The organism is Ramlibacter tataouinensis (assembly GCF_027941915.1).
Lineage (GTDB): Bacteria > Pseudomonadota > Gammaproteobacteria > Burkholderiales > Burkholderiaceae_C > Ramlibacter > Ramlibacter tataouinensis_C.
Window position 1 is genome coordinate 1,326,239 of record NZ_CP116009.1, and the last position, 24,842, is coordinate 1,351,080.

Below are 24,842 nucleotides of genomic sequence, written 5' to 3' on the forward strand. Positions count from 1 at the left end.
TGTTGGTTGTTCGTCTAACGTGGCGCGCGGTGCTCACCCCGGCGCCGTGTTCTGCTGCAGCAGCACCTCGACGAATGCCCGCACCACTGGATTCGAGGCATCTCGCCGCCAGACGCAATGAAGACTGGCCAGGTCGAGACCGTCCTCCACGCCCGCGAGCGGCCGGACAGTGAGCACGCCCTCCCGCTGCGCCACCGCGGGGGCCGGCACCAGGGCAAGACCCATGCGCGCTTCGACGAGCGCCACCATCGTCGGCAGGAAGCTCTCGTGCACGATGCGGGGCCGAACCTCGTGGCGAGCGAACACGCGCTCCACCACCTCGTGGAAGTAGCGGGAGTCCTCGGCGGAATAGGCCACGAACGGAAGTCCCTCCAGGGCCTTCACGGGAACGGCGTCCAGCCGCGCGAGCGGGTGATCGGCCGGCATGAGCAACATCATCCGGTCGCGCACGATCTCTTGCGCCCGCAGCTCGGTATCCAGCATGGAAGGCGAGAGCCTGACCAGGGCGACGTCGACCCGTCCCGTACGAACCCCTTCGACCAGCAGGCCGGAGGTGAACTGCTTGAGTTCCAGCTCGACGTTGGGAAGCCGGGCCCGGAACGCCTCCAGCACCTGGGGCAGGACCCGGTAGACCGTGCTGTGCGTGAACCCCAGGGTCAGGCTGCCTTCCTCGCCACGGGCGAGGCGCCCCACCGCCTTGACCGCTGCATCGGCATCCGCTGCCAGCCGCCGCGCGCGATCGAGCAACAGCCGCCCCGCCGGCGTCAGCTGCACCGACCGGGTGGTGCGCGTGAACAGGGTCGCGCCGACGTCCTCTTCGAGCTGCCGGATCTGCTGGCTGAGGGGCGGCTGGCTCATGTGCAAGCGCCGCGCGGCCCGGCCGAAGTGCAATTCTTCGGCAACCACGACGAAGGCGCCGAGCGCGCGCGAAACCAGGGCCATTAAGTCGATTATCAGATCAATCAAGACAAATTTTATATTGGACGGAACAAACGGCCGGTTCCTACACTCCCGGCCAACTCAAGAACTGGAGTCATCGATGGCCATCAAGACCTCTCGCCGCCTGATCCTGGGCACCGCAATCTGCCTTCTTGGGACGGCCGGCGCCGCCTTCGCGCAAGCGCCCGCGGCCTACCCGAGCAAGCCGATCCAGATGGTCGTGCCGTTCGCCGCCGGCAGCGTCACCGACATCCTGGCGCGCATCGTCGCGCAGCGACTGGGCGAAGCCCTGGGCCAGAACGTCATCGTCGACAACAAGCCCGGCGCGGATGGCAACATAGGCGCCGCTTTCGCGGCGGCCGCCCCTGCGGACGGCTACACGCTCCTGATGGGCGCGGCCAGCACCAACGCCATCAATCCCAGCCTGCACAAGAACCTGCGCTTCGATCCGCTGCGCGACTTTGCGCCGATCACCAACGTCGCCACCGTGCCGAACGTGCTGGTGGTGGGGCCGCAGGTCCCCGTGCGCAACGTGAAGGAATTCATCGAGGCCGCGCGCACGCAGAAGCTCAGCTTCGCCTCCAGCGGCGCCGGCGGCAGCATGCACCTGTCCGGAGAGCTGTTCAAGGCAAGCACGCGCACGCCGGACCTGCTGCACATCCCGTACAAGGGCGGCAGCGCCCCCGTCACGGACGTCATGGCGGGCCGCGTGACGGGCATGTTCTGCAACCTGCCGCTCTGCCTTCAGCACATTCGTGCCGGCAAGCTGACGGCGCTGGGCGTCACTTCACCCAAGCGATCGCCGCTGCTGGCCGAGGTCCCCACGATCGCTGAAGCCGGCGTGCCGGGCTACTCGGTGGAAGGTTGGTTCGGCCTGTTCGCGCCGGCAGCCGTGCCCAAGCCGATCCTGCAGCGGCTGAACGCGGAGGTCGTGAAGATCCTCAGCGAGCCCAAGGTCAAGGAGCAGCTGCTGGCACAAGGTGCCGAGCCGGCGGCGAGTTCGTCGGAGGAGTTCGCCGCCTTCGTGAAGAAAGAGCATGACCGTTGGGCCAAGATCATCCAGGACGCCCACATCACGCTGCAGTGAACGCGGGGGAAGCCGGCCGAATGAAGTCTCCCAATCAGCTCAGCGCGCTCGAGGCGGCCCGGGCCATCGAAGCGGGTACGCTGACCAGCGAAGCCCTGGTCCGGGCTTGCCTGGACCGGATAGCGGAGCGCAACCTGGACGTGCTCGCCTTCACCGCAACGGACCACGAGCTCGCCTTGCGCCATGCCCGGCACGCGGACCAGCAGACCGGTGGCGTGCTGAGGGGCATCCCCTTCGCGGTCAAGGACGTGATCGAAACCCGCGACTACGAAACGGCGTACGGATCGCCGATCTACCTGGGGCACCGGCCTCGGGTCGACGCCGGGAGCGTGGCCCGGGCATGCGAGAACGGGGCGGTGCTCCTCGGCAAGGTCGCGACGAGCGAGTTCGCCACGCAGACCCCGAGCAACACGCGCAACCCGCACGACTTGCGCCACACCCCTGGCGGGTCTTCCAGCGGATCGGCCGCCGCCGTCGCCGACTGCATGGTGCCGGTGGCCTTCGGCACCCAGACCACGGCTTCCATCGTGCGGCCCGCCTCCTACTGCGGCGTCGTCGGCTACAAGCCGACGTTCGGGTTCATCGGGACGGCAGGCCTCAAGCCACTGAGCCCGACGCAGGACACGATCGGGCTGCTCACGCGCACGGTGGAAGACGCCGCCTTCTTCGCCTTCGGCCTGCACGGCGCCAGGGTCGCCGACCGGGATGACCTTTCTCCGCGGCTGGCGATCTGCCGCTCCGGGCAATGGGAACATGCCAGGCCCGAGATGATCGACGCGGTCGAACGGGTCGCCCGCGAGGCGCAGCGTCACGGCGCGGTCGTGCGCACGATCACGCTGCCGCGCGAGATCGAAGACCTGTACGACCTGCAGGCACGCCTGTTCGCTTTCGAGGCACGCCAGTCCCTGGCGCACGAACGGCTCCACGACAGCGACAAGTTCAGCGAGCGGCTGAAGCAGCGCCTGGCCGGTGGCCTGGGCATCACGCCGGACGAGTACCTCACGATGCGGCGCCGGGCCGCACTGGCGCGCGCGCAGCTGGCATCGCTGTTCGACGGTGTCGACGCCCTGCTCTATCCGCCGGCGCAAGGCGAGGCCGATGCCGGCCTGGCCGACTCCGGTTCGCCGAGGTTCGGCGCGCTATGGAGCCTGCTGCACGTGCCCTGCGTCTCCTTCCCGGTCACCCGCGGACCGCAGGGGCTGCCGATCGGCGTGCAGGCCATCGGCGCGCATGGCGACGACGCGCGGCTGCTGGCCATCGCCGCCTTCCTCGCGCGCGTGGCGGCGGACCGCTAGATGGTGGGGTCGGTCTTCGCCCATTGAGCCGAAGCAGGCGCATCGGGCCGACTGCCCAGGTCGCAGCGCGCAGGCCGGGCGAGCCCGACGGCCTGCCGTTTCCCGATCGCGGTCGCCTTCCGAGCGGGGCTAGGCGGTAGACCCTGCACCGCTATCTTTGGCGAGCTGGGCCAGTCCCTCGCCCTCCAATCGGTACCGCACCCATTCGGTCATGGCGACCGCGCCGATGGATTCGTAGAACGCCACCGCAGGCTCGTTCCAGTCCAGCACGCTCCACTCGAAGCGGCCGCACCCTTTCGTCACCGCCATGCGCGCCAAGTGCTGCAGCATTTTCTTGCCCGCGCCAGCATTTCGGTAAGCAGGCGACACGTACAGGTCTTCGAGGTAGAGACCTTGCCTGCCCTGCCAAGTGGAGTAATTGAAGAAGTAGACGGCGAATCCAGCGTCCGCACCCGCCACGCGGCAGATCAGGGCGTGTGCACGGGCCCCTTCCCCGAACAACGATGCCCTGAGACTCGCCTCGGTAGCGACGACCTGCTGCTCCGCTCTTTCGTATGCGGCCAGCTCCTTGATGAATCGAAGGATGAGGGAAACGTCGCCGACGCTGGCCGGGCGGACGTCGATTGGAGGCAGCGAGCCAGACATGGGGAAATTATGTCGGACGTGTTCGTGAGCGCTCTTTCTGGCCGGAAGCAGCCATCTAAGCTTGGCCCTGAAGCCGACCTGGAAGCCTGCAGACGTTGCGTGGAGACCATGGCCTGGCTCAAGCAATGGTCTTGCCGGCGAGTTCACTGCAACAGGGGGTGGGTAGAGGCTGATATCAGACGGCCAAGTGTCCGGCCGCCGCCCTGTTATGGCGCAGAGCCTCGTTCACGCGACCCACGATGGCATCCACGTCAGGGTGTGAGAGACCCCTCTGGGCGCTGATGCATTGCACGAGAAGATCGACCCGCTCGATCTTCTCCGCGCCGGCTGCAAGGGAGCGTGCAACCGAAGACGGCTTCTTCAGAGAAGCCGCGGCTGCCGCGTATTTTTGGAAGGGCACCAGGTCATCTCGTTGCGCTCCGAGGGCAAGACAGAGATCCTCCACCCAGTTGTAGATCGCACGCGAGCGATCAGGGTCGTCGTACACGGCATTGGCGATCGGAACAATGCCGTCCTCCCCGATGCAGCGGTAGTTGCCGGCCATGAGCATCGGCCACTTCGCCAGCGGCACGAACATCGACTGGTGCGCCTTGAGCTTGACGGGGAGTTGCAGGGACTCTCCCTGCGCCTCGTAACGTGCGTTCTCGATGTCGGCTGACAGCCGGCGCAGCAGCGCGGTGTGGGTGTCGCTCTCGAACGGGGCGCACTTGAAGTTGGTGGGCAGGCCGACCTGCAGCACGTTCTTCGGTTCCCCGGCAGGGCGGAATGCCTGAGGGTCAGGACTGGCGAGCGAGACGAGCCCCGGCTCGAAGCCGTCCCACAGCCGAAGGTCGGCGAAGCATGGTGCGAGCGGGTCGACCTGCAGGCCCGGGATCCGGCGCAGGTACGGCGGCGGAGGCATGTTCATGACCGCCAGGCACGGAATCGCCGCACGAGCCAGGCGTTCCATCAGCTGTCGCACGCCATCCTCACCATAGTGGGGCTCCTGCATGGCAAGGATGGCCAGGTCGAAGCCGGCTGGCTGGGCATCGCCGGTGGCTGCCGCGGCGATGGTGCCCGGGAGCTTGCGGCTGTCGACCTCCACCAGCTGATCGCGCCCCTCGACGGGAAACCGCGCGCGCGTTCCGTCGCGGTTGATCAGCTCCGCCGTAGGAGCGGTGCAGACGAGGCACACGTTGTGACCCGCCATGGACAGGCGCGTTGCCAGCAACGACCCGTACGACGCTCCGAGGATCAGGATGGAGGACATGGTGACTCCAAGGTTGGCAAACCGGAGCACGCGGTGCAGGCGCGGCGACAACTGATTATGGTGAGAATGCCTGCCCCCGTGTTGCGATGCAACATGAAATGCCGTTCCGGTGCTCATGAAACGATGCCGGGGCAAGCACAGCGGGCTACGCCGGGGGTGACCAGCGCACCGCCCGGTGAGCTGGTGGGCACGGGCCTCACCGGGCACGCCGAGTCGGTCCAGGTCACGTACGACCCGAAGCAGGTGTCCTTCGGGACGCTGCTGCAGATCTACTTCTCGGTCGCGCATGACCCGACCACGCTGAACCGGCAAGGTCCGGACGTCGGGTCGCAGTACCGATCCGCGGTGTTCTATCGCAATGCGGACCAGAAGCGGGTGACGGAGAGTTACATCGAGAAGCTGGACGCGGCCCGGGTGTTCCCCGCCAGGATCGTGACCGAAGTCCGCCCGCTCACCGGCTTCTTTCCCGCCGAGGCCTACCACCAGGACTACGCGACGCTTCACCCCGGCTCGCCGTACATCGCCAGCTACGACCTGCCGAAGATCGCCAACTTCAAGTCGGCCCTGCCGCAGCTGTACCGCGAGCAGCCCGTTCTGGTATCGGCCCAGTAGGCGTGGTGAAGCCCCCAGCCACGGCCCGCTTGAGTCGGACGTTCGCTGGGCTGCAGCGCGAGAGGACTGGGATCCGATGCGGCGGCCCAGCGCTTCCACAAGGCTGCTGGGACTGCTCTGCAAGTACGCAAGGCCGGCGCGCTCGGGCCCGCCGATACGGGCCAGTCATGGAGGGATGGCCTCGTGTCGGGGGACAGCGCGCTCGGCCGGCACGCACGGCACAGCCATGCGCTGCGCATTCCTCGCGCCCGGACCTGAGTGGCGCCTGGCGTTAACTACCTGGATCTCCTGAGCGATCCATCCGTGGCCGCCAAACTCGTGGCTTGGTTGCGCTGAGAAGGCCGCGGATTCGCATTAGTGGCCCCCAAGCAGGCTCGCAGGGCCTATGCTCGCTCCGGCGCCACGGCCGGAGCGGCCCTCACGGGGGCTCAGCGCCTCCGCGGCGCTGGACGGGGCGCTCCGGCGCCTGCCTGCCGCTGTGGCAGGTGGCGGAACATGATCCGGCCCTTGTTCAAGTCATACGGAGACAGCTCGAGCGTGACGTCATCGCCGGCGATCACGCGGATCCGGTGCTTGCGCATCTTGCCTCCGGCATACGCAACGAGCTCATGCCCGTTGTCGAGCGTAACCTTGAAGCGCGAGTCGGGCAGCACCTCGGCCACTCTTCCCCGCATTTCGATCAAATCCTCTTTGCTCATCGAAGCTCTCCTCAAGCCGCGAGCGGCTGGCGCGAAGCACTGATCCACTGCATGGCTTCACTGTGGGCGAACGCCGCCGCTTCATTCGCGCAGCGAAACTGCTGCTTGAGACGGAGGATGCGATCGGTCATGCCGCGGCCCGAGCCGGAGCGGATGGACACGGAAGAGGCGAACCAGCCGTCGTCCAGCGACTTGATCAAGGGAGAGACGACGTACTTGCCGACCGTGCGGGGTTCCGTGGAAGCCCGCTGGCTGGCCGGCGCGCCTTCGGCGGCACTGCTGCCGGGAACGGCCGGGCCTGTGTTCGAGAAGCGAAATTGCATGGCAACTCCAAAAAAAAAGGGGTGCTGGGGTGGCCTGTGGAGCGCCGTGGATGGCTGCTCGTCGGCGCGCGCACAGGGCGCCGACCAGGGTTGGACGAATGGGTCCGGTGCAGCCTGAGGGCCGCGAGCTGCCGGTGGGCCGAAACGGGACGACCTTCGCGGCGCAGGCTCTGCTCAGGCGGCGGGGCGAATGTTGGACGCCTGCAGCCCCTTGGGCCCTTCGGTCACATCGAAATGCACGCGTGCATTTTCCGCGAGCGTCCTGAAGGCGTCACCGCCCTGGATTTCGCGGAAATGCGCGAAAAGGTCCTTGCCGCCGGAATCCGGCGTGATGAAGCCGTAGCCCTTGCTCTCGTTGAACCACTTCACGGTTCCGCTCTGGTTGGTCGTCATGTCGATCCTTGAAAAAGTTTCTCCGGCGCAGCACTTCACCGCGCCGTGCGAACGCCAAGAAACCATCGGGGGAGATTCGACTACGACTCGCCGCGCGCGGCGGGAGCAGGGGAAGAGAAACCTTGAGATGCGGACTCTTGCGAAACGTCAGCAAGGCCATGGTAACCGAAACCGGGGACAAAGCGAAGCTGATCGATTTCGGCACAGGAAGTTCAATGCACAAGGGCTCCGCCCCGAACCACCAACACATGGTCAGCAGCCGAGCGCACCCGCATGACGTTGGCGGCCGCCCAGTGACCGGAGCGTCACTTCCCAGCGCTCTCAATCGGCATCGTGCCTTCAGTGCGAGCCGAGTCAACGGCTCGACGGGTCCCGGGGCGACGGCCAGTCGAGCAGTTCAGCCAGACGCCTGACCACCCATGCAGCTTCGCCAGGCTGCACGGGCGAGTCCGTTCCCGACAGGCCCGCCTGGATGGACTCCAGCACTTCGCTCTCCGGGGCATCCGACTTGAACTTGATGGTCGCCCCCTGCTCGGTGAGCATCTGCGCGAGGTCCTCGCACAGCTCATAGCGCTGGCGCACCGTCGCCATCGGCTCGGTTAGGCGATGGCCCGACGGTGCGGTGTAGAGGGCGACGAACGAAGGCGGTACTTCGATCTGGTTCAAATCGTCCGTCGCGGCTTCACGAAATGCACCCCGGCGTCCAGGTTCCGATTTCATCGGAGGGCTTGCGCGCTGAACTCCGCCTCTGCCCACGCGTTCGCACTCGTGCGCGTCAGCCGGAACCCGGGCGAGACGCGCACTTCACCCAGCACTTCCCCGGCCGCATCGGTAGCGCGCAGCACGGCCGAGGGGTTTTCCTCGTCCGGCTCGACGTCCAGCGTGACGCTCACGCGCCCGCCGTCGCGGGGTATGTCGACCTGCCGGTGCAGGGCTGCATGCACTTGCTGCTCGTGCCGGCGCACGAACTCGGCAGCGGTCTTCACCAGCGTGTTGAACGCGGAGGTATCCAGGGGCTTGGGGGATTTCTTGTCGCGCCCCATGGTCCATGGGCCGACCAGCGCCGGCTCGACCTGCCCGTCAGGAGTCATGGCGACGGCCCAGCCGTCGTCATCCTCGTTCTTGATGACGCGGGCCGTCCAGCCGTTGTCGCGCCAGAGGCGCGGCTCGCGGATCGCTTGTTGTTCGGTGCCTGCTTCGAATGGGTCCATGGCTTGATTGTCGCGCCGCGCCGATGAATGCCGGGTCTGCGACACTCGCCCCGGCATGACGAGCTCCCGGCCATTGACGCCCCTGAAGACCGCCCTGGCGGGTCTCGTCGCCCTCGCGGTGGCCATGGGCATCGGCCGCTTCGCGTTCACGCCGCTCCTGCCCATGATGCTGGCGGAGCGCTCGGTGAACCTCACCGGCGCCAGCCTGCTGGCCAGCGCAAACTACCTGGGCTACCTCGTTGGCGCCGTGGCCTGCACGTTCCAGCCCTGGATATGGCGTCGCGCCGGGTGGTCCAGCGGCGTGAACGGACCCAGGCTGGTCCGGGCCGGGCTGGTCGCCACCACCCTGCTCACGCTGGGCATGGCGTTCTACGTCCCGGCTGCCTGGGGGCCGCTGCGGTTCGCGGCCGGTGTCGCGAGCGCCGTCGTCTTCGTCTACACGTCGGGCTTCTGCCTCGAGCAGCTCGCGCGTCGCGGGGTGCCCTCGATGGGCGCCCTGATCTACATCGGGCCAGGCCTCGGCATCGTCGCCAGTGGCCTGGCGGCGACCGTGCTGGTGCAGTTGCATGCGCCCGCGGCCATGGGCTGGCTGTCTTTCGGGCTGCTGGCCGCGCTGCTGACCGCCCTGGTGTGGCCGGTACTCGATGGGCGCCGGACCCTCGGTGCGCCCGATCCGGTCGCACGGCAGGCCGCGCAGGCGGCGCCGCAGGACTGCGCCGGCGCGGGCGAGCTGGGCCTGCTCACGCTGGCCTACGGACTCGCCGGCATCGGCTACATCATCACCGCCACCTTCCTGCCCGTGATCGCCCGCGGGGCCTTGCCGGGATCGCCTTGGCTGGACCTGTTCTGGCCCCTGTTCGGCGTGGGCGTCATGCTCGGCGCCATCGGCGCTTCGCGCCTGAGCCCGCACGTCGACCTGCGGCTGCGGCTGGCGGGGTGCTACGTGCTGCAGGCCGCGGGCGTGGCCGCGAGCCTCGTGAGCCCGACGCTCGCGGGTTTCGCGGCCGGCAGCCTGTTGCTCGGACTGCCTTTCACCGCCATCACCTTCTTCGCCATGCAGGAGGTGCGCCGCGTGCGGCCCCTGCACGCGACCAGCGCCATGGGCCTGCTCACTGCATCCTACGGGCTCGGACAGATCGTGGGACCGCCGCTTGCCGCCTGGATGGTGGCACGCAGCGGGAACCCGGCCGAGGGCTTCAGTGCCTCGCTCTGGATCGCCGCCGGACTGCTGGTGTTCGGCGCGGTGCTGTACGTCGCCATCGCGCGCCGGCATCCCGCGGCACGGCCCTGATCGAGCCTGTTCAGAACCGGTATCCGAGCCGAACCACGTAATCCACGGGATTGAGCTTCAGCTCCCCGGTTGTTGTGCCACCTGCCCCGACCAGCGTCGCCGTGGTCTTGAGCCGCAGGTGGGAAACCGAGGCGTTCACCGACCAACGGTCGTCGATGTTGTAGATGAAGCCGGCGGCGACGACGGGAGACCACTCGGAGCTGAGGGACGCGGACGTCCCGGCGAGGCCGACCACCAGCGGATCCGAGCGATTGATCCGCACCTGGTCGAACTTCGTGTAGGCCACGCCCAGGCCCAGGTAAGGCCGCCAACGGTCGCCCGGCCGCATGAACAGGTACTTGCCGACCAGCGCGGGCGTGATCTCGCGCGCGCTGGCCGCGTCGATGTGCGATCCGCTGCGCAGGTGCACGTCGACTTTCAGCTTCGGCGGCACGCCCAGCGTGAGCTCCGCGGCGAGGTTGTCCGTGAACATGTGCAGCACGCTCAACGACAGCGTCGCCACGGTGTCGATATCCGCGGTTGCGCCGGCGGTCGCCGCATTGAGCGCAGCGGCCCCGGGCCCGGTGGAGCTCAGCGGGCCCAGCGATTCGCGCGGCGAGAGCACCGCCAGCCCTGCGCCGACGATGGTGTCACCGGCTTGCTGCGCCATGGCGCCGGGACAGGCCAGAAGCAGCGGACTGCAGGCCAGGAGGATCTTGGGGAAGATGTCCATGCGGTCTCCTTGCTGTGGAACGACCAGCTTAGGCATAGGGCGCCGCCCTGGGTTGCGTCCACTCAAAAAAAGCAACGCATGGGCGGGGACATCTTGAAACGCCGCTCGACCGTGGCGAGGCCGCCGCAAGCCATGTCTAGGACACAAGCAAGAAGCCCCGCGGAGCGGGGCTTCGGCGTAGAGAGGCCTCGAACTGACGGAACGCCGGCGCTGGACTAATCGAGCTTGGCGTGCTTGACGATCGCCTCAAACTTCTTGCGCTCGCCCCGGACGAACTTGGCGAACTCCGCTGTCGGCATGCCGCTCGGCTGCGCGCCCTGCTTCTCGAGCGTGTCCTTGACCTCCGGCATCTGCAGCACCGCGGCGATGTCACGCTGGATCTGGGCGACGATGGGCTCCGGCGTCCCCTTGGGAACCCAGATGCCGAACCACTGGTTCAGTTCGAACTGCTCCAGCCCAGGGGTGGCAGCAACCGGCGGCACCTGGGGCGCCGCGGGCGACGATACCTTGGACGACACGGCCAGCGGCTTCAGCGCACCCTTCTGCACGTGGGGCAGCCCCGCGGGAAGTCCGGCGAAGCCGATCGATACGTGGTTGGCCAGCAGGTCGGTGATCGACGGTGCGACCCCCTTGTACGGCACGTGCACCAACTGCACGCCGCCCAGTTGCTCCAGCAGCACGGCGGCCAGGTGCTGGGGCGTCCCCGGTCCGGAGGACGCGTAGGTCACCTTGCCCGGGTTCTTCTTCGCGAACGCCACCAGTTCGGCGACGCTGGAGTACGGGCTGGACGGGTGCGTGACCAGGATGAATGGCAGCCGCACCGCGAGCGTGACCGGTACCAGGTCGGTCTCCGGGTCGTACTGCATCTTTTCCATGATGAACTGGTTGATCACCACTTCGGCCGTGGCCGACATCATGATGGTCAGCCCGTCCGCTGGCGCACGCGCGACGGAGGTCGCGCCGATCGTGCCGCTGCCGCCCGGCTTGTTGTCCACGATCACGTTCTGCTTCCAGCGATCGGCGAGCTTCTGGCCCACCAGGCGCGCCACCGGGTCGACGCCGGCGCCCGCCGGGTAGGGCACCACGATCTTCACCGGTTTCTGCGGCCACTCCTGCGCACTCGCGCCGGCCACGCAACCGAGGACCGCAACGCAGGCGGCGAGCAACTTCCATGCTTTCATCATGTCTCCTTGGGGAATGAAAAGGGTCCTGCGCCGGATCACGTCGGGCGGAGGATTTCGGCGATACGCTGCGCGATCAGGGCCGATACGCGCTCGTTCGATTCGTGCGTGACGCCCGCGATGTGCGGCGTCAGGAACAGGTTGGGGACACCGGCCAGCGCGGATCCGGCCGGCAGCGGCTCGTTTTCAAACACATCCACGGCGGCACCGGCGAGCGCCCCGGACCGCAACGCCCTGGCCAGCGCGGCCTCATCGACGATGCCTCCGCGCGCGGTGTTCACCAGCACGGCGCCCGTCTTCATCAGGCCCAGTCGCCGCTCGTCCACCAGGCTGGCGTTCTGCGGCGTGTAGGGAACGTGCAGGCTCACGACGTCCGCTGCGCGAAACAGGTCGTCCAGCTCTTCGCAGCGCGTCGCGCCGCGCCACGCGGGGTGCGCTGGCGGCAGCACGGGGTCGAAGGCCATCACACGCATGCCCACCGCCCGCGCCAGCTCGCCTACGCGCTGACCCACGGAGCCATAGCCCACCAGTCCCAGCGTCTTGCCGGCGATCTCGCGTCCGCAGGCAAGCCGGGCACGCGGCCATTCGCCCGAAGCCACTTGGTGGGAGGAGAACAGGAAGCCGCGCAGCAGGGCCATGGCCAGGCCGACCACGTACTCGGCTACGGCCGAGGCGTTGGCGCCGACGGCGGGAAGCACGGCGATGCCGCGGCCTGCGCAATACGCCTGGTCGATGTTGTCCAGGCCGACCCCGAGCCGCCCGACCGCAACGAGGCGGCCCGCGCTGGCCAGCAGCTCGCCATTCACCCGCGTCCGGTTGCGCACGATCAACGCGTCGGCATCGCGCAGCGCCTCGGCGAGCTCGGCCGGCCGCTCCACCAGGTCGGAGGCGTAGAGGACCTCGAAGGTTTCGCGCAGTGCCGAGACCGCTGCCTCGTCCATGAATTCCGAGATGACGATGCGCCCGGGCATGGTCTGCCGGGCCGTCATTGCCACTGGTGGCCCACGCGGAATCCGCGGAGCGCGTCCATGTCGGGGGCGACACCGAGGCCCGGTTCCTCCGAAAGTGTGACCACGCCCTCGACCACCCGCGGGTGCGGTGCGCCCAGCAGCTCGCGCAGCGGATTGAAGTTGGAGTCCACTTCCACGTAACCCGCGCCGCCCACGGCGGCCTTCAGGTGCATGGAGGCCACCAGACCGATGCCTCCACCCAGCCAATGCGGGCAGAACATGCGGCCGGCTGCCAGCACGTCGCGCGCCACGGGCAGGCAGCCGCTGAATCCGCCCCACTTGCCCAGATCCGGCTGCACCACGGCGAACGCCTTGCTGGCCAGCGCTTCGGCGAACTGGCTGGCGCCGCGCATGTTCTCTCCGGCCGCGAGCGGCAGCGGGGATTCGGCGGCGAGCCGCATCCATTCGGACGACGGCCGGTCAGCCGCCAGCGGTTCTTCCAGCCACTGCAGCCGGAACTCCGCGATGCGGCGGCTCATCCCGATGGACTCCTCCAGACTCCAGGCCTGGTTGGCGTCGACCATCAGCGTTGCATCGGGGCCCAACAGCTCGCGCAACGCCCGCAGGTTCGCGAGGTCGCGCTCGGCCCCGAAGCCGACCTTGAGCTTGAAAGCACGGAAGCCTTCGTCCCGCTTGGCCGCGGCGAGCTTTTCGGGGTGCGTCGGGCTCAGCCCCGACGCATAAGTCGCGATTCTGCTGGTGCCGCCGAACAGGCGCCACAACGGCTGGCCCAGCCGCCGGCCTGCCAGGTCCCACAGCGCCATGTCGGCACCGGCAATGGCCTGGGCCACGGTACCCGGCTCGCCGCATTGGAGGCCGAGGATGTGCAGGCGACGTGTCGCCTCACGGAACGCCTCCTCGGGCGAGACCCATTCACGTTCCAGGAAGATGGGCGCGACAGCGGACTCGAGCAGGCGCGCGCGGTGCTCGGCACCCACGCTGGGGAAGTTGCACCAGATCTCGCCCCAGCCCACCGCACCATCGCCGTCCTCGGCCCGAACCAGCACCGCGGGCCGGTCATGCATGATGCCGAAGGAGGTCTGGACGGGCTCGTCGATCGGCACCCGGAAGACGAAAGCTTGCAGCCTGGCAAGCCGGACGGGTGCAGGGAGGCTGGGCGCGTGGCCCGGAAGGTTGGTCATCGCTTCTTGCTGGCGGGCGGGCTGGGTTGATGTTGTCCGGCAAACAGGTCCAGCTCCACCTGGATCATCTGCGCGGGGTACTGGATGTGCGCGTAGTAGACGATGCGCCCCTGCGCGTCCTGCAGCGAGCGGCACACGTCGGCGATGGGGTCGGCCACGCCGATGTCCAGGTGCTCCGCCGTGTCCTCGTCGGAAACGGTGACCCGCATGATCTGGCGTGCGGCCGCGATGCGCACCTGGGGCAGCGCGGCCAGCTTCGGGATGACGGGTGAGCCGCTGAAGCCCCGCGGATCCAGCGCGAAGACATCCTGCGCCAGGTAGATCTCGATCAGGCAGTACGGACGATCATCGCGGTAGTGCACCCGGCGCAGCCGGCGGTAGGGCCCTGCGACCTCGCCCGCGGCGAAATGCGGCACCAGCGGATGGTCGTCCTCGTCGATGGCGATCAGCCGGATCTTCAGCTCCGACACGGTGCGTACCAGCTCTTCGAAGCTGGTCGCCAACTTGAACCAGCGCTGCTGGGACAAGTCTTTCATGACGAACGTGCCGCGCCCGCGGGTGCGCCGGATCAAGCCCTCCTCCTCCAGGCGCGCGAGCGACTCGCGCAGGGTGATCCTGGAAACCTGGAATTCCCGCTCCAGCTCGTTGAGCGTCGGGATCTGCGCGTCCACCGGCCACTCCTGGCGCTCGATCTTCTGGCGCATCAGGTGGGCCACCTGAAGGTACAGGGGAACCCGGCTCTTCTGGAACACTGAAATGTGGCTGGTCACAAAGTCATGATATCAGGCACTTTGAGGCCAAGGAGGAAGATTGCGTCATCCCCGCCCACGGTGGACTGCGGCACGTCTTCAGCAACCGGCCGTTTGCATTCGGGATGCGAGTGATGGCGTGCGCGCCAGCCAGAAGCCGGACGAGACGCGCACTTCATTCAGCACTTTTCCGGTCGCATCGGTAGCCGGAAGCAGTCGTCACGGCTTGATCTGCTTTCGGTCGATGGCGAACACGACCCGGAGCAAACCTAAGGACCCGTGTCCGCCACGGTTCAGATCCGCTTCATCCCTGACCGGTGGCGCTGACTGCGCCGGGACAGTCCTGGCCTTCGCGGCCTTGCTCCACCGATCCGCGCAACCATCACTGGCAGCGCAGCGCAAACTGCGGGTCGCGAGCTGCCTTGCGCTCCGAGCGGATCCAGTCGTGCGTCTGGGCACCTTGGGGCTGGCGGGCCATGGCATCCAGGTGCGTGATGCGCGCATCGAGCGCCTTGCATTCACCCTGGCGGGCAGCATGGCTGCTTGTCTCGGTGGAGATCACGCGATGCTGCTGGTGACTCCCGTTCCTCTGCTGCTCCGCCAACGCAACCTGCTGGTCCCAGGGAAGGCCATCCGGAACGCTCACGATGCTTTCGATGAGCGCGTTGTGTTGATTGCAGTGCGCCTGCGCCCAGAACGTTCCGCCGCTGTACGCCTTGCACAAGTAGATCGAACCCGAGTGCGCCGCTGCCGCCGGCAGCAATAGCAGGAGCCCAAGAATCTTCATCTTCATAAACCCTCCCCGCTTGCCGACTCTACAGCAGCTAAAGCGAGCAGCCGGCAAACCGGCACCCCCAGGCTTCCACGCTGCTTCAGCGGCAGCTGGCGAGCACCTGCTTGAAATCGAGGTGGCCCTGCAGGATCTTGGCGATCGCATCCTGCTCCAGGGTCGCCATGCCCTCCTGCACCGCCAGCTGCAGCAGCTCGCCCGCGCCGGCGCGGCGCTGGATGGCCTTCTTGATCGCCGGCGAGTTCACCAGCAGCTCGTACACGCCCAGGCGACCCTTGTAGCCGCTGTGGTCGCAGTCCGGGCAGCCCTGCGCCGCGTGCAGCGTGATCGCGCCATCGGCATCGCCGTAGCGGGTGCGCCAGCGCGCGGCCAGCTCCGACGGATCCTGGCCGGTCTCGCGGCAACTCTCGTGCGCCAGCGCCTGGATTTCCTCGCGGTTCGCGGCATAGGGCCGCTTGCACTGGCACAGCCGCCGCACGAGCCGCTGGCCGACCACTGCCACCAGAGCGTCGGAGAAGTTGAAGGGATCCACCTCCAGGTCCACCAGCCGGACCACGCTCTCCACCGCGCTGTTGGTGTGCATGGTGGACAGCACCAGGTGCCCGGTGAGCGCGGCGGCCGTCACGGTGCGCGCGGTTTCCGCGTCGCGCGTCTCGCCCACCATGATCACGTCCGGGTCGGCCCGCAGGAAGCTGCGCAGCACCGCCGGGAAGGTCAGGCCGAGCTTGGCGTTGACCTGCACCTGGCACAGGCCTTCCTGCGTGATCTCCACCGGATCCTCCACCGTCCAGATCTTGCGCTCGGGCGTGTTGATGTGCGCCAGCAGCGCGTGCAGCGTGGTGGTCTTGCCGGAACCGGTGGGGCCGCACACCAGCAGCAGGCCGTAGGAACGGCTCGCGCCTTCCTTCAGCCGGGCCAGCTCGCGCGGCGGCAGCGCCAGCTTGTCCAGCGACATCACCCGCGGCGCCGCCAGGATGCGCATCACCACGTCCTCCGCGCCGCGCGCGGTCGGGATGGTGAGCACGCGCAGCTCGATCTGGCGCGGGCCGAAGTGGTGGAACACGATGCGGCCGTCCTGCGGCCGGCGGCGCTCGGCGATGTCCAGCTCCGCCATGATCTTGATGCGGGCGATGAAGGCGGCGCGGAAGTTCGGCGGCACCTCGATGTAGGGCGCCAGCACGCCGTCCTGGCGGAAGCGCACCCGGCTGGGCCGGTCGTCACCGCGCGTCTCGATGTGGATGTCCGAGGCGCCCTGGTCGTAGGCGTCCACGATCATCTTGTTGACCAGGCGCACCAGCGTGTTGTCCGATTCCGTGACGGGCTCGCGCGAAGCCGCGGCCGCCGCAGTCTCGTCGTCGGCGCCGAGCTCCCGCAACAGCTCGCCCACCTTCTCGCCGGCGGCCCGGGCGTCGCCGTAGTACTCCTCGATGGCGGCGTCCAGCTCGGCCGGCGCGGCCAGGCAGGGGTCGACCTTGAGCCCCGTGAAGAACTCCAGCTCGCGCAGCGCCTCCCAGGACAGCGGGTTCTCCAGCGCCACCGCGATGCGCTTGGCGCTGCTGAACAGGGGCATGGCGCGGTGCTTGCGCGCCAGCTCCGGCGTGATCGCCCGCAGTGCGTTCGCCTCGAACGGGAAGCGCGCGAGCTGCACGGCGGGCACGCCCAGCTGGCTGACCATGGCCTGCCGGATCACCTCCCGGCTGACGGCGCCCATCTCGCCCAGCAGCTCGTGCAGCGGGCGCCCCTCGGCCTCCTGCCGTGCAATCGCCGCGTCGCGCTGCTGCGGGGAGATCAGGCCCTCCTGCACCAGCACGTCGCCCAGGTCGCGGGAGGCGAGCTTGCGCCGCTGCATCGCCTGCTCCACCTGCTCGCGGCTCTCGTTGCCTCGCGCGAAGAACTCGGCGACGTTGGCGGCGGGCCCGGCGTGCAGCTGCGCCGATTCCAGCGGCGTGGGGCCGGCCTGGCCGCCCACGTGGTAGTGGACGAGCGCCTGCGCCGGCACGAACCAGCGCAGCACCGCGTCGGCGTAATTGACGACATAGAGAAACAGGCCGGCGCGCCGGGGCAGCACGGCGGCCACGTCCACCTTCAGTTCCGCGCCGTCCTTCAGCTGCACGGTACAGGCGCGCTTGGCGCGCTTGGATCGCGTCAGCACGGCCCCCGGCGGGGCCTGCAGGGGCACCGGCTCGAGTTCCACCGAGCGCGAGAGGAACAGGCTGCGGAAATCGGCGAACCCGAGTTGCCGCAGCGGGCCCTGCTCGGGCCGGAACTGCAGCTGCTGCTGCTCGAAGTCGATGGCCAGCACGGTGCCCAGCAGCTTGTCGCCGTGGGCGAAGGTCAGGAGCGCTCGCTCCGGCTCGCCGGCCGGGCCGGCGTCGATCAGGCGGAAGTGGTGGGGCGCAGGCCAGGACAGGCTGGAAGTCGCGTCGGCCGTCCCGGTCGCAAGACGCATCGCGTTGTCGATCATGTCGAAGTGTAAGGGTTTACCCGAGTGAAACCTCGGCTTGGGCATGCCCTCGAAAATGGGGGCCATGGCTTCGTCATTGCCCTTCCACCCGGCTGTTTCCAGCTGGCTGGAAGACCGCTTCGGGCAACCCACCGATGTCCAGGCCCGGGCGTGGGCGGTCACCTCGCGCGGGCGCCATGCGCTGGTCGCCGCGCCCACCGGATCGGGCAAGACGCTCGCCGCCTTCCTGTCCGCCATCGACGAACGGGTCCGCGAGGGCCTGGCCGGCGGACTTGCGGACGAGGTGTGCGTGCTCTACGTGTCGCCGCTGAAGGCGCTGTCCAACGACATCCGCAAGAACCTGCAGGAGCCGCTGGCCGGCATCCGCGAGCGGCTGGCCACGATGGGCTTGCCCGACGTCGGCATCCGCGCGGCGGTGCGCACCGGCGACACGCCGGCGGCCGAGCGCGAGCGCATGCGCCGCCAGCCGCCGCACATCCTGGTGACGACGCCCGAATCGCTGTACATCCTGCTGGGCTCGGACTCCGGCCGGGCGATGCTCGCTTCGGTCCGCAGCGTGATCGTCGACGAGCTGCATGCCGTGGCCGGCAGCAAGCGCGGCGCGCACCTGATGCTGTCGCTGGAGCGGCTGCAAGCGCTGTGCGCGCGCCCGCCGGTGCGCATCGGACTGTCCGCCACCGTCAAGCCGCTGGACGACATGGCGCGCTTCCTGGTCGGGCAGCGCGACGAGGCTGTCAAGATCATCGATGCCGGCCACGTGCGCGAGCGCGACCTTGCGATCGAGGTGCCCCGCTCGCCCCTGGGCGCCGTGATGGCCAACGAGGTTTGGGACGAGGTGTACGACCGGCTGGCCGGCCTCGTGCACGAGCACCGCACCACGCTCGTCTTCGTCAACCAGCGCCGCACCGCCGAACGCGTGGCGCGCCACTTGGCCGAGCGCGTGGGCGAGGCGCATGTCACCGCGCACCACGGCAGCCTGGCGCGCGAGCACCGGCTGCAGGCCGAACAGCGGCTCAAGCAGGGCGCGCTCAAGGCGCTGGTGGCGACCAGCTCGCTGGAGCTGGGCATCGACATCGGCGACATCGACCTGGTCTGCCAGCTCGGCTCGCCGCGCGGCCTCAATCCCCTGCTGCAGCGGGTCGGCCGGGCCGGCCATGCCATCGGCGCGGTGCCCAAGGGCCGGCTGTTCCCGCTGTCCCTCGACGACCTGCTGGAATGCGTCGCGCTGCTCGATGCGGTGGAGCGCGGCGAGCTGGACCGCATCCGCGTTCCCGACAAGCCGCTGGACGCGCTGGCGCAGCACATCGTCGCCGAGACGGCCTGCCGCGAGTGGCCGCTCGATGCCCTGCACGCCTGCCTGCGCCGCGCGCAGCCTTACCGGGCGCTCGCCCTGCACGAGTTCGAGCAGGTCGTGCAGATGCTGGCGGACGGCTACAGCACCCGCCGCGGCCGGCGCGGCGCCTACCTGCACTACGACGCCGTCCATCGCATGCTGCGGCCACGCCGCGGCGCCCGGCTGGCCGCCGTCACCAATGCGGGCGTGATCCCCGACCAGTTCGACTACGAGGTGGTGCTGCAGCCCGAAGGCCACCGCGTCGGCACGCTCAACGAGGATTTCGCCTTCGAGAGCCTGGCCGGCGACATCTTCCAGCTGGGCAATGCGTCGTACCGCATCGCCAAGGTGGAAACCGGCAAGGTGCTGGTGGAGGACGCCCGCGGGCAGCCGCCGACGATGCCGTTCTGGCTCGGCGAGGCGTTGGGCCGCAGCGACGAGCTGTGCGATGCGGTCTCGCGGCTGCTGGACGCCGCCGACACGCTGCTGGGAAGCGAAGGCGCGGCGGCCTGCGCCACGTGGCTGCAGCAGGGCCTGCGCCTGGCCGAACCGGCGGCCCGGCAGCTGGCACTGTACCTGGCCCATGCCAGGGCAGCCCTGGGCGCGCTGCCCAGCCACCGGCGCATCGTGCTCGAGCGCTTCTTCGACGAGGTCGGCGACACGCACCTGGTGATCCACTCCCCCCATGGCTCTCGCATCAACAAGGCCTGGGGGCTGGCACTGCGCAAGCGCATGTGCCGCAAGTTCAATTTCGAGCTGCAGGCCAGCGCGCTGGAAGACAGCATCGTGCTGTCGCTGGGACCCACCCACAGCTTTGCGCTGGAGGAGGTGCCGCACTGGCTGAAGTCATCCAGTGCGCGCGACGTGCTGGTGCAGGCGCTGCTGGACGCGCCGATGTTCGGCACGCGCTGGCGCTGGAACGCCACGGCGTCCCTGGCCGTGCGCCGCATGAACGGCGGCCGCAAGGTGCCGCCGCAGTTCCAGCGCTCCGATGCGCAGGACCTGCTGAGCGTCGTGTTCCCGGACCAGATCGCGTGCGCCGAGAACCTGCCCGGCGAACGCGAGATCCCGGACCATCCGCTGGTGGCGCAGACGCTGAAGGACTGCCTGCAGGACAGCATGGACGCCGACGGCTTCGTGGCGCTGCTGGCGCGCATCGAGTCGGGCGAAGTGGAGGTGGTGACGCGCGACCTGGCGTCGCCCTCGCCGCTGGCGCAGGCCATCCTGAACGCCCGTCCCTACGCTTTCCTCGACGGCGGCGCGGCGGAGGAGCGGCGCACCCGGACGGTCCGCACCCAGCCCATCGCGGAGCTGCAGACCGCGGACGACGTCGGGCGGCTCGACCCGCAGGCGATCGCCCGGGTGCGCGAGGAGGCCTGGCCCGCGATCGGCAACGCCGAGGAGCTGCACGACGCGCTGGTGGTGCACGGCTTTCTGGCGCCGGCGGAAGCGCCCCATCCCGCGTGGCTCGGCGAGCTGGCGCAGCAACGCCGCGCGGCGCGGTTGCGCACGCCCGGCGGCCGCGAGCTGCTGGTGGCGGCCGAGCGCCTGCACGAGCTGCGGGCGGTCGTTCCCGATGCGGCGCTGGCCCCGGCGATCGCCCCGGTCTCCGGGGAACGTCCGGCTTTCGAGGACGCCTTGCGCGAAATCCTGCGCGGACGCCTGGAGCTGTCCGGCCCCGCCACCGCGGAAACGCTCGGCGCGCCGCTGGGTCTTTCCGGGGACGCGGTGCTGGCTACGCTGGTGGCGCTGGAAGCCGAAGGCGCCGTGATGCGCGGCGCGTTCACGGCCCCCGGTGCGGCCGAATGGTGCGACCGCCGGCTGCTGGCCCGCATCCACCGCCTGACGCGCGACCGGCGGCGCGCCGAATTCCAGCCCGTGCCGCCGGCGCAATTCATGCGCTTCCTGTTCCGCTGGCACCAGCTGGCCGGCAGCGGAGGCGACGAGTGCCGGCAGGGCGAAGCCGGGCTGGCCGACGTGCTGCGGCAACTGGAAGGCTGCGCCGCCCCGGCTTCGGCCTGGGAGGAGGACCTGCTGCCGTTGCGCCTGTCCGACTACCAGCCGTCCATGCTGGACAAGCTGTGTGCCGTGGGCCGCGTCGCATGGTGGCGATCCGTGGAAGCCGGGGACCCGGCGGGCCGCAAGTCGGGGCCGATCCGTGGCACGCCGGTCCTCCTGTGCGAGCGCGAGGCGATGGTGCATTGGCAGCAGGCGGCCGGCGCGGCGCCAACGGACGAGGAGACGCTGTCGGGCCGCGCCCGGCTCGTGCTCGCGCTGCTGCGCGAACACGGCGCCAGCTTCATCGCCGACCTGCAGCGCGACGCGCACCTGCTCGGCGCCCAGGCCGAGGAGGCGCTGGCCGAGCTGGTCGCGCACGGGCGGGTCTCCAGCGATTCGTTCGCCGGCCTGCGGGCGCTGGTGATGCCGGCGGACAAGCGCAACAAGCTGCGGCGCCGGCACCGCGACCCGATCGACGATGCCGGCCGCTGGTCGCTCACGCGACGGCAGCGGCCGCACGAACCGGCGCCCGGCGCGCTGGCGGCGCCGCACGTCGAGCACGTTGCGCGCGTGCTGCTGCGCCGCTACGGCGTGGTGTTCCGCAAGCTCCTGGAGCGCGAGGAAGGCCTGCCCCCCTGGCGCGAGCTGTACTACGTGCTGCGCCGGCTGGAGGCACGCGGCGAAGTGCACGGCGGCCGCTTCGTCAGCGGCTTCTCCGGCGAGCAGTTCGCGCTGCCCGCGGCGGCCGCGGCCCTGCGCACGGCGGCGAAGTCACCGGGCCACGAGCGCGTGGCCCTCTCGGCGGTCGATCCGCTGAACCTGGCGGGCATCCTCACGCCCGGCGAGAAGGTGCCGCGGCTGCCGGGCAACCGGCTGCTGTTCGAAGGCGGGGTGCCGATCGCCACGCAGAGCGGCGGCGAGATCCGCTTCCTGCAGGAACTGGTGCCCAGCCAGCAGTGGGAGCTGCGGAATCTGTTGATCCGCCGACAGAACCCGGCAAGCTACGTGGTGCCACCTGGCGGGACCTCGGCGAAGCACAGCGAGCCGCGCGACGCGACCGCCATCGACTCGCCGCGCCACTGAAAGCGGGTGGGCGCAGGGGATTGCGCAGACCTCAGGGCTTCTTGACCCAGGAACTGCACCAGCCGTTGGCCGTGACCAGCTTGCCGCCGAACAACGCGCACGGGCCTTCCTTGGCGTTGGCGGCCCCCGAGTACAGCTGGCAGCCGTCGCACTTCTGGTCGTTGGCGTGCTTGGGGAATTTCTTGCTGTCGGCCTGGGTGGTGTCTTCCACGTAGCCGAGGGCGGTGGCCTGCGGGTCCTTGGGGTCGAGCTTCTGCTGGGCCTGTGCACCGCTTCCGACTGCCACTGCGCCGGTCCCGGCAATGACCTGGAGGAGAAAGACGCGACGATTCGTGCTCAAGGGGAACCTCCTGTCTCGATCTGCGATGGTGCCGCGACGGCGGCACGCGCGAACTCGACAGCCGAAAGATTCGCGTGAATTTGTGCATCGGTGCTCAGCGCGGCACCGCCGGGGGGCCCCCGGAAATCAGGCCGGGGGCGGACCCTGCGTGCGTTCAACCTCTTCCGGGCCGTAGCCCAGCGCGCCCAGCACCTCCGCCGTGTGGGCGCCCAGGCGCGGCGGCGGCGATCGCACCGGCAGGCGCTGGCCGTCCAGGGCCAGCGGCAACAGCGGCATGCGCGTGGGACTGCCATCGGGCAACTCGGTGCGGGCCAGGCCGCCGGTGGCGCAGAGGTGCGGATCGTCGAACAGGTCGTGCGGGCGGGCAATCGGCGCGAAGGGCAGGCCATGCTGCTCGAAGCGCGCCGCGAGCTCGGCGGCCGGCAGCGCCCCCAGCCGTTCGCGCAGCAGCGGCAGCAGGCGCGCCCTGGCGCGCACCCGGCCGTTGTTGGTGGCCAGCTCCGGGTCGCTGCGAAGCTCCTGCAGGCCGAAGGCGTCGCAGAAGATCGCCCACTGGGTATCGCTGACCACGGCCAGGAAGATCTGCTGGCCATCGCCGGCCGTGAACACGTCGTAGATGCCCCAGGCGGAAATGCGGGCCGGCATCGGGTCGGCGGCGCGCCCGGTGACCGCGAACTGCATCATGTGCTGGGCCACCAGGAAGACGTTGTTCTCGAACAGCGCGCTCTGCACCTCCTGCCCGCGCCCGGTGCGCTCGCGCTGGGCCAGCGCCGCCATCACGCCGATGGCGCCGAACATGCCGCCCATGATGTCGTTCACGCTGGCGCCCGCGCGCAGCGGATCCCCCAGGCGCCCGGTCATGTAGGCCAGCCCGCCCATCATCTGCACCACTTCGTCGAGGGCGGTCCGGTGGTCGTAGGGCCCGGGCAGGAAGCCCTTGTGGCTCACGTAGATCAGCCGCTCGTTGAGACGGCTGAGCGCCGCATAGTCCAGGCCGAGCTTGCGCATGGTGCCGGGCTTGAAGTTCTCGCTCACCACGTCGGCCGTGGCGACCAGGCGCAGCGCGGCCTCCATGCCGGCCGGCTGCTTGAGGTCCAGCGTGACGCTCTTCTTGTTGCGGTTGAACAGGGGAAAGAACCCCGCGCCCGATCCCAGCAGGCGGCGCGTGTTGTCGCCCGCCGGGGGTTCGACCTTGATCACCTCGGCGCCCAGGTCGGCCAGGATCATCCCGCAGGTGGGGCCCATGACCATGTGGGTGAACTCCACCACGCGCAGGCCGGCATAAGGCAGGGCCCGCGGCGACTGCGCAGGCAGTGCGTGCTCAGCCATGTTGCGCTCCTTGTGTCCAGCCCTTGGGCAGGCCGGCCGGCGGCAGCATGCCGTAGAGCGGCTCGTCCGGCAGCCCTTGCGCCAGCACCGCACGCGCCGCCAGCAGCCCTTCCAGCTGCACGCCGGTGGAGATGCCCATGGCCTCGAACATGAACACCAGGTCCTCGGTCACGACGTTGCCGGAGGCCCCGGGCGCATAGGGGCAGCCGCCCAGCCCGCCCAGCGAACTGTCGAAGGTGCGCACCCCTGCTTCGTAGGCGGCCAGGCAGTTGGCCAGCCCCAGCCCGCGCGTGTTGTGCATGTGCGCCGCACCGGCGCGGGCGCCGATCTCGCGCGCCAGGCCCGTGAACAGTCGCCGCACCTGCGCCGGGTTGGCCATGCCGGTGGTGTCGGACAGCCCCACTTCATCGACGCCGGCCCCCGCCAGCGCCACCGCCAGGGGCAGCACGTCGTCTTCGGGCACGGCCCCCTGGATCGTGCAGCCAAACGCCGTCGACAGGCCGGCCTCCAGATGCGTTGCCGGCGCCACCGCGTTGCGCAGCTCCACGATGCGCCGGACCTCCTCCACCATCTGCTGCGGCGTCTTGCGCACGTTGGCCATCGAATGGGCTGCACTGGCCGAGACCGGCAGGGTGAGCTTGTGCACCCCGGCGTCGAACGCCGCCTGGGCGCCGCGCAGGTTGGGCGCCAGCGCCATCACGACCAGCCCCGGGTGGGTGCGGGCATGGCGCACCACCTCGGCGGTGTCGGCCAGCTGGGGCAGGCGATCGGCGGGCACGAACGAGCCGACCTCGATCTCGCGCACGCCCGCCGCGTAGAGCGCATCGATCCAGCGCAGCTTGGCAGCGGTGGGCATGGTCGCCGAGACCGACTGCAGGCCATCGCGCGGGCCGACTTCGCTGATCAAAACGGAGGAAATTTTCGACACCGGTGTTCTATCTTGGGGAATATCGTTCTACTATACGAAT

22 protein-coding genes and 1 pseudogene are annotated in these 24,842 nt (G+C 69.3%); 5 read left to right on the top strand and 18 right to left on the bottom strand.

The genetic code is table 11. From position 1 onward, the window contains the following. Positions 1 to 33: 33 nt before the first annotated feature. Entirely contained in the window at positions 34 to 942 is a 909-nt protein-coding gene (locus PE066_RS06210) for a LysR family transcriptional regulator (protein WP_271235688.1), read from the bottom strand. Between the two features lie 97 nt (positions 943 to 1,039). On the opposite strand from PE066_RS06210, the gene PE066_RS06215 reads away from it, so the two are divergent. Further along, positions 1,040 to 2,026, top strand: a complete 987-nt coding sequence (locus tag PE066_RS06215; protein WP_271235689.1) for a Bug family tripartite tricarboxylate transporter substrate binding protein — start codon at positions 1,040 to 1,042, stop codon at positions 2,024 to 2,026. Beyond that, a complete protein-coding gene (locus tag PE066_RS06220; protein WP_271235690.1) occupies positions 1,984 to 3,321 on the top strand; it encodes an amidase in 1,338 nt (445 codons plus the stop codon). Before PE066_RS06215 ends, PE066_RS06220 begins: the two co-directional genes overlap by 43 nt. Positions 3,322 to 3,450: 129 nt before the next feature. Here PE066_RS06220 and PE066_RS06225 read toward each other — a convergent pair whose 3' ends face one another. Further along, positions 3,451 to 3,966: a GNAT family N-acetyltransferase gene (locus PE066_RS06225; RefSeq protein ID WP_271235691.1), complete on the bottom strand. Its 516-nt coding sequence runs from the start codon at positions 3,964 to 3,966 to the stop codon at positions 3,451 to 3,453. A 175-nt stretch (positions 3,967 to 4,141) separates the two neighbouring features. After that, complete coding sequence (locus tag PE066_RS06230; protein WP_271235692.1) at positions 4,142 to 5,215, bottom strand: hypothetical protein; 1,074 nt, start codon at positions 5,213 to 5,215, stop codon at positions 4,142 to 4,144. 134 nt (positions 5,216 to 5,349) lie between these two features. Here PE066_RS06230 and msrA point away from each other — a divergent pair. Then, positions 5,350 to 5,827, top strand: a pseudogene (gene msrA, locus PE066_RS06235) (peptide-methionine (S)-S-oxide reductase MsrA); the annotation flags it as partial. Positions 5,828 to 6,255: 428 nt separating this feature from the next. Here msrA and infA read toward each other — a convergent pair. From infA to PE066_RS06260, 5 genes are all read right to left on the bottom strand, one after another. Further along, positions 6,256 to 6,525 carry a translation initiation factor IF-1 gene (gene infA / locus PE066_RS06240; RefSeq protein WP_271235693.1) on the bottom strand — a complete coding sequence of 90 codons (270 nt, stop codon included), beginning with the start codon at positions 6,523 to 6,525 and terminating at the stop codon, positions 6,256 to 6,258. A gap of 11 nt (positions 6,526 to 6,536) precedes the next feature. Beyond that, the gene (locus PE066_RS06245) at positions 6,537 to 6,848 is read right to left on the bottom strand and encodes a hypothetical protein (protein WP_271235694.1); all 312 of its coding nucleotides are present in this window, start codon (positions 6,846 to 6,848) and stop codon (positions 6,537 to 6,539) included. 174 nt (positions 6,849 to 7,022) lie between these two features. After that, positions 7,023 to 7,241 (bottom strand): cold-shock protein, encoded by a 219-nt coding sequence (locus PE066_RS06250; protein ID WP_271235695.1) that lies wholly within the window; start codon positions 7,239 to 7,241, stop codon positions 7,023 to 7,025. Positions 7,242 to 7,595: 354 nt separating this feature from the next. Then, positions 7,596 to 7,961 (bottom strand): hypothetical protein, encoded by a 366-nt coding sequence (locus PE066_RS06255; RefSeq protein ID WP_271235696.1) that lies wholly within the window; start codon positions 7,959 to 7,961, stop codon positions 7,596 to 7,598. Continuing rightward, the gene (locus tag PE066_RS06260) at positions 7,958 to 8,452 is read right to left on the bottom strand and encodes a hypothetical protein (RefSeq protein WP_271235697.1); all 495 of its coding nucleotides are present in this window, start codon (positions 8,450 to 8,452) and stop codon (positions 7,958 to 7,960) included. The genes PE066_RS06255 and PE066_RS06260 overlap by 4 nt, the downstream gene beginning before the upstream one ends. A gap of 55 nt (positions 8,453 to 8,507) precedes the next feature. Between PE066_RS06260 and PE066_RS06265 the strand changes: the two genes are divergently transcribed. Then, positions 8,508 to 9,743, top strand: a complete 1,236-nt coding sequence (locus PE066_RS06265; RefSeq protein ID WP_440480583.1) for a YbfB/YjiJ family MFS transporter — start codon at positions 8,508 to 8,510, stop codon at positions 9,741 to 9,743. 10 nt (positions 9,744 to 9,753) lie between these two features. Here the strand turns inward: PE066_RS06265 and PE066_RS06270 are convergent, their stop codons facing one another. The 7 genes from PE066_RS06270 to PE066_RS06300 form a co-directional block, all read right to left on the bottom strand. Beyond that, a complete protein-coding gene (locus tag PE066_RS06270; RefSeq protein WP_271235698.1) occupies positions 9,754 to 10,455 on the bottom strand; it encodes an OmpW/AlkL family protein in 702 nt (233 codons plus the stop codon). Positions 10,456 to 10,670: 215 nt separating this feature from the next. Next, positions 10,671 to 11,636, bottom strand: a complete 966-nt coding sequence (locus PE066_RS06275; RefSeq protein WP_271235699.1) for a Bug family tripartite tricarboxylate transporter substrate binding protein — start codon at positions 11,634 to 11,636, stop codon at positions 10,671 to 10,673. Positions 11,637 to 11,674: 38 nt separating this feature from the next. Next, positions 11,675 to 12,607, bottom strand: coding sequence for a hydroxyacid dehydrogenase (locus PE066_RS06280; RefSeq protein WP_271235700.1), 933 nt, complete (start codon positions 12,605 to 12,607; stop codon positions 11,675 to 11,677). A gap of 14 nt (positions 12,608 to 12,621) precedes the next feature. Then, positions 12,622 to 13,788, bottom strand: coding sequence for a mandelate racemase/muconate lactonizing enzyme family protein (locus PE066_RS06285; RefSeq protein WP_271235701.1), 1,167 nt, complete (start codon positions 13,786 to 13,788; stop codon positions 12,622 to 12,624). Then, on the bottom strand, positions 13,785 to 14,558 hold the full coding sequence (locus tag PE066_RS06290; RefSeq protein ID WP_271235702.1) for a GntR family transcriptional regulator: 774 nt from the start codon (positions 14,556 to 14,558) through the stop codon (positions 13,785 to 13,787). Before PE066_RS06290 ends, PE066_RS06285 begins: the two co-directional genes overlap by 4 nt. Positions 14,559 to 14,919: 361 nt before the next feature. Continuing rightward, entirely contained in the window at positions 14,920 to 15,330 is a 411-nt protein-coding gene (locus PE066_RS06295) for a hypothetical protein (protein WP_271235703.1), read from the bottom strand. A gap of 79 nt (positions 15,331 to 15,409) precedes the next feature. Continuing rightward, complete coding sequence (locus PE066_RS06300; RefSeq protein ID WP_271235704.1) at positions 15,410 to 17,791, bottom strand: GspE/PulE family protein; 2,382 nt, start codon at positions 17,789 to 17,791, stop codon at positions 15,410 to 15,412. A gap of 64 nt (positions 17,792 to 17,855) precedes the next feature. On the opposite strand from PE066_RS06300, the gene PE066_RS06305 reads away from it, so the two are divergent. Continuing rightward, complete coding sequence (locus PE066_RS06305) at positions 17,856 to 22,205, top strand: DEAD/DEAH box helicase (protein WP_271235705.1); 4,350 nt, start codon at positions 17,856 to 17,858, stop codon at positions 22,203 to 22,205. A 31-nt stretch (positions 22,206 to 22,236) separates the two neighbouring features. Here the strand turns inward: PE066_RS06305 and PE066_RS06310 are convergent, their stop codons facing one another. The 3 genes from PE066_RS06310 to PE066_RS06320 all read right to left on the bottom strand — a co-directional run bounded on the left by PE066_RS06310 (position 22,237) and on the right by PE066_RS06320 (position 24,802). Next, on the bottom strand, positions 22,237 to 22,491 hold the full coding sequence (locus tag PE066_RS06310; protein ID WP_271235706.1) for a high-potential iron-sulfur protein: 255 nt from the start codon (positions 22,489 to 22,491) through the stop codon (positions 22,237 to 22,239). A 180-nt stretch (positions 22,492 to 22,671) separates the two neighbouring features. Continuing rightward, positions 22,672 to 23,874 (bottom strand): CaiB/BaiF CoA transferase family protein, encoded by a 1,203-nt coding sequence (locus PE066_RS06315; RefSeq protein WP_271235707.1) that lies wholly within the window; start codon positions 23,872 to 23,874, stop codon positions 22,672 to 22,674. Further along, positions 23,867 to 24,802, bottom strand: a complete 936-nt coding sequence (locus tag PE066_RS06320; RefSeq protein ID WP_271235708.1) for a hydroxymethylglutaryl-CoA lyase — start codon at positions 24,800 to 24,802, stop codon at positions 23,867 to 23,869. The genes PE066_RS06315 and PE066_RS06320 overlap by 8 nt, the downstream gene beginning before the upstream one ends. Between the last annotated feature and the right edge of the window lie 40 nt (positions 24,803 to 24,842).

Bases quoted from the DNA above. Each gene is read 5' to 3' on its own strand.
- PE066_RS06210 (WP_271235688.1), bottom strand. From the start codon at position 942: ATGGCCCTGGTTTCGCGCGCGCTCGGCGCCTTCGTCGTGGTTGCCGAA.
- PE066_RS06215 (WP_271235689.1), top strand. From the start codon at position 1,040: ATGGCCATCAAGACCTCTCGCCGCCTGATCCTGGGCACCGCAATCTGC.
- PE066_RS06225 (WP_271235691.1), bottom strand. From the start codon at position 3,966: ATGTCTGGCTCGCTGCCTCCAATCGACGTCCGCCCGGCCAGCGTCGGC.
- PE066_RS06230 (WP_271235692.1), bottom strand. From the start codon at position 5,215: ATGTCCTCCATCCTGATCCTCGGAGCGTCGTACGGGTCGTTGCTGGCA.
- infA (WP_271235693.1), bottom strand. From the start codon at position 6,525: ATGAGCAAAGAGGATTTGATCGAAATGCGGGGAAGAGTGGCCGAGGTG.
- PE066_RS06245 (WP_271235694.1), bottom strand. From the start codon at position 6,848: ATGCAATTTCGCTTCTCGAACACAGGCCCGGCCGTTCCCGGCAGCAGT.
- PE066_RS06250 (WP_271235695.1), bottom strand. From the start codon at position 7,241: ATGACGACCAACCAGAGCGGAACCGTGAAGTGGTTCAACGAGAGCAAG.
- PE066_RS06255 (WP_271235696.1), bottom strand. From the start codon at position 7,961: ATGAAATCGGAACCTGGACGCCGGGGTGCATTTCGTGAAGCCGCGACG.
- PE066_RS06260 (WP_271235697.1), bottom strand. From the start codon at position 8,452: ATGGACCCATTCGAAGCAGGCACCGAACAACAAGCGATCCGCGAGCCG.
- PE066_RS06265 (WP_440480583.1), top strand. From the start codon at position 8,508: ATGACGAGCTCCCGGCCATTGACGCCCCTGAAGACCGCCCTGGCGGGT.
- PE066_RS06270 (WP_271235698.1), bottom strand. From the start codon at position 10,455: ATGGACATCTTCCCCAAGATCCTCCTGGCCTGCAGTCCGCTGCTTCTG.
- PE066_RS06275 (WP_271235699.1), bottom strand. From the start codon at position 11,636: ATGAAAGCATGGAAGTTGCTCGCCGCCTGCGTTGCGGTCCTCGGTTGC.
- PE066_RS06280 (WP_271235700.1), bottom strand. From the start codon at position 12,607: ATGCCCGGGCGCATCGTCATCTCGGAATTCATGGACGAGGCAGCGGTC.
- PE066_RS06285 (WP_271235701.1), bottom strand. From the start codon at position 13,788: ATGACCAACCTTCCGGGCCACGCGCCCAGCCTCCCTGCACCCGTCCGG.
- PE066_RS06295 (WP_271235703.1), bottom strand. From the start codon at position 15,330: ATGAAGATGAAGATTCTTGGGCTCCTGCTATTGCTGCCGGCGGCAGCG.
- PE066_RS06300 (WP_271235704.1), bottom strand. From the start codon at position 17,791: ATGATCGACAACGCGATGCGTCTTGCGACCGGGACGGCCGACGCGACT.
- PE066_RS06305 (WP_271235705.1), top strand. From the start codon at position 17,856: ATGGCTTCGTCATTGCCCTTCCACCCGGCTGTTTCCAGCTGGCTGGAA.
- PE066_RS06315 (WP_271235707.1), bottom strand. From the start codon at position 23,874: ATGGCTGAGCACGCACTGCCTGCGCAGTCGCCGCGGGCCCTGCCTTAT.